3 protein-coding genes are annotated in these 3,314 nt (G+C 48.1%); all 3 read left to right on the forward strand.

Annotation, left to right across the window (positions count from 1 at the left end; genetic code table 11):
* Window positions 1-124 precede the first annotated feature (124 nt).
* Window positions 125-685 carry a pilin gene (locus ACWVCM_RS07615; protein WP_455201132.1) on the forward strand — a complete coding sequence of 187 codons (561 nt, stop codon included), beginning with the start codon at window positions 125-127 and terminating at the stop codon, window positions 683-685.
* 302 nt (window positions 686-987) lie between these two features.
* Window positions 988-2,913 (forward strand): threonine--tRNA ligase, encoded by a 1,926-nt coding sequence (gene thrS, locus ACWVCM_RS07620; RefSeq protein WP_455201133.1) that lies wholly within the window; start codon window positions 988-990, stop codon window positions 2,911-2,913.
* Between the two features lie 60 nt (window positions 2,914-2,973).
* A partial coding sequence (gene infC, locus ACWVCM_RS07625; RefSeq protein ID WP_455201134.1) for a translation initiation factor IF-3 occupies window positions 2,974-3,314 on the forward strand: 341 nt, incomplete at its 3' end.

Here is a 3,314-nt window from a genome sequence, read left to right on the forward strand (position 1 = left end):
GAAAAATGCTTAATCCAAGGCGCACAAGAATTCATCCACACTCCGTGCTGTCGATCACAAACGAAACCACTAACTTAAGATGTTTATCTTTAGTGTAATAAAGAGTGAGATAAAGGAGTAAATGATGAAGATGCAAAGATTCGCCAAGTATGCAGTAGGTTTTACCCTGATCGAGCTGATGATCGTTATTGCGATTATTGGTATTTTAGCCGCCGTGGCAATACCCCAGTATCAAAGATATACCGTTCGCTCGCAAGCAGCCCAGGCTGTAAACGCCGTTCGACCATGGCAATTAGGGTTGGCCGAGTTTGCGTTGACTAACCAAAGTTTACCTACCGGAGGCGCAGTAGCAAATAATCCATTGTTGATTCCAGGTATCACCAGCCAGCTAGAAGTAGATAACTGCAATGGTATTGTTCAAAACGTTACTTATGGCTCAAACGGTGGTAATGTAGCAGGTACGACGGCAGATATAACAGTTTCTTTTTATGCAAACGCCGGTGCTCCTGTAGCAGGCTGCAACGACCCAAGCACTGTAGCAAAATTGCCAAACCTTAGTACAAATTTAGCAGGCAACACTATAGTATTTAGAGCAACTATGAATGGTAACGGTATGCTTGCATGGAGTATCCCTGCGGGAGCAGCAGGTGGCACAGTACCCGACGAGTACCGCCCACGCTTGTAAAATTACTACACAGTCATAGTTTGTAATTCAAGACGCCCTCTGTTGGATTATTCCAGGAGGGCGTTTTTCTTTTTTGGTTAAGAGTGCAATTTTGATTTAACGACTCTACATAATATGCGCCCGACTCAAGATCCATCAGATTCGCTGCAGTGCCGATCCTTTCTCATTGTCAGCCCGAGTCGTGTTTGCTATAGTTACGCCCCTGAAATTACATCGTAATTTCAACCCGAATTTAAAAACACCTATTTAATATTTAAATCACGTGGTCTCTCGTATGGATCACCACTGAAAAGGAAAACACCATGCCTGTTGTTACGCTCCCTGACGGCTCCCAACGCCAATTTGATCAAGCTGTTTCCGTTTACGACGTCGCCGCATCCATCGGTCCTGGTTTAGCAAAAGCGGCCATTGCGGGTAAAGTGGATGAAAAGTTGGTAGATACTTCGTTTGTCATCGAAAACGACAGTAATCTGAGTATCGTCACTGAAAAAGATCCCGAAGCCCTGGAAATTATTCGCCACTCGGCGGCCCACTTGTTGGCGCAAGCCATTAAGGAGTTGTATCCCAGTGCGCAGATTACTATTGGCCCGGTCATCGAGGACGGTTTCTATTACGATATTTCGTACCAGGAGCAATTTGGACCCGAAGATCTGAAGAAACTTGAGAAACGCATGAAGGAGTTAGCGAAACAGAACTTCAAAGTTTCGCGATCCGTCATGCCGCGCGATGATGCCATCAAATTTTTCCGCGATATGGGTGAAGAGTATAAAGCCCAGATCATCGAAGACATCCCCCAGGGCGAGCAGTTGTCATTGTATGCACAGGGCGACTTTACCGATTTATGCCGTGGTCCCCATGTGCCATCCACCGGCAAGATCAAAGCCTTCAAGTTAATGAAACTGGCGGGTGCCTACTGGCGTGGCAACTCCGACAATGAAATGTTGCAACGGATTTATGGCACGGCCTGGACGAACAAGCAGGATCTGAAAGACTATCTGCACCGGCTGGAAGAAGCGGAAAAACGCGATCACCGCAAACTGGCTCGCCAGCTCAATTTGTTTCATTCCCAGGAAGAAGCGCCGGGCATGATTTTCTGGCATAACAACGGCTGGGCAATCTATAACGAAATCGAGCAGTACATTCGCGAAACCCTGCGCCAGAACGGGTACGAGGAAGTAAATACGCCACAAATGGTGGATCGCGTACTGTGGGAAAAATCCGGTCACTGGGACAAATTCCGCGAGGAAATGTTTACTACACATTCTGAGAACCGCGACTATGCGGTAAAACCCATGAACTGCCCCTGTCATATCCAGATCTTCAATCAGGGCCTCAAGAGCTACCGGGATCTTCCGCTACGTATGTCGGAATTCGGTTCCTGCCACCGCAATGAACCGTCAGGTACTTTGCATGGGTTGATGCGATTGCGGAATTTTACCCAGGATGATGCCCATATATTCTGTACCGAAGACCAGATTCAGGAAGAAGTCTCGGCGTTTATCGATTTGCTGTACCAGGTCTATGCAGATTTTGGCTTTGAGGAAATCATCGTAAAATTGTCCACCCGCCCCGATAAACGTGTGGGATCAGACGAAGTGTGGGACAAGGCCGAGCATGCCCTGGAACAGGCACTCAATGCCAAAAAGCTGGACTGGGATTTACAGCCCGGTGAAGGGGCATTTTATGGTCCAAAAATTGAATTCTCGCTCAAGGATTGTCTGGGTCGGGTCTGGCAATGCGGTACCATTCAGGTGGATTTTTCCATGCCGGGTCGGCTGGATGCCCATTATGTGGCAGAAGATGGCAGCAAACAGGTGCCAGTCATGCTCCATCGGGCCATTTTAGGCTCTATGGAACGATTTATCGGGATTCTTATCGAACAACACGCCGGCGCATTTCCCGCCTGGCTGGCCCCGTGGCAGGCCGTGGTAATGAGTATTACCGATCGCCAGGCCGAATATGTGGAAGAAATCGAAAATTCCTTGAGAAATAGTGGGCTGCGCGTCAAATCTGACTTGAGAAATGAGAAAATCGGCTTTAAAATTCGCGAGCACACGTTGCAGAAGGTTCCTTACCAATTAGTCATTGGAGACCGGGAACAGGAAGATCAAACGGTGGCCGTACGAGCACGTGGTGGGAAGGACCTCGGCAGTATGCCCTTGTCGGCATTTGTAGAGGGACTTCGCACAGAAATCGCGAGTCGTGGGCGCCAAAAATTGGAGGATTAACGTATCGCTGCTGATAAAAATCTTCGTTTAAACGAAGACATTACTGCACCATCCGTCCGAGTGATCGGGAAGGAAGGAGAACAAGTCGGTGTCATGCCGACCAAAGAAGCGCTGGAAATGGCGTATGAAGCCGAGTTAGACCTTGTGGAAATGGTACCTAATGCGGATCCACCAGTGTGTCGCATTATGGATCATGGCAAGTTTCTCTATGCCGAGAGCAAAAAGAAACATGCCGCCAGGAAAAAGCAGCAGCAGGTTCACGTTAAGGAAATAAAGTTTCGTCCGGGAACGGAAATTGGAGACTACGAGGTTAAAATGCGTAACCTCAAACGTTTCCTGAAACACGGTGATCGAGTCAAAGTCACATTGCGATTTCGAGGCCGTGAAATGGCGCACCAGGA

Source organism: Kaarinaea lacus (genome assembly GCF_975902315.1).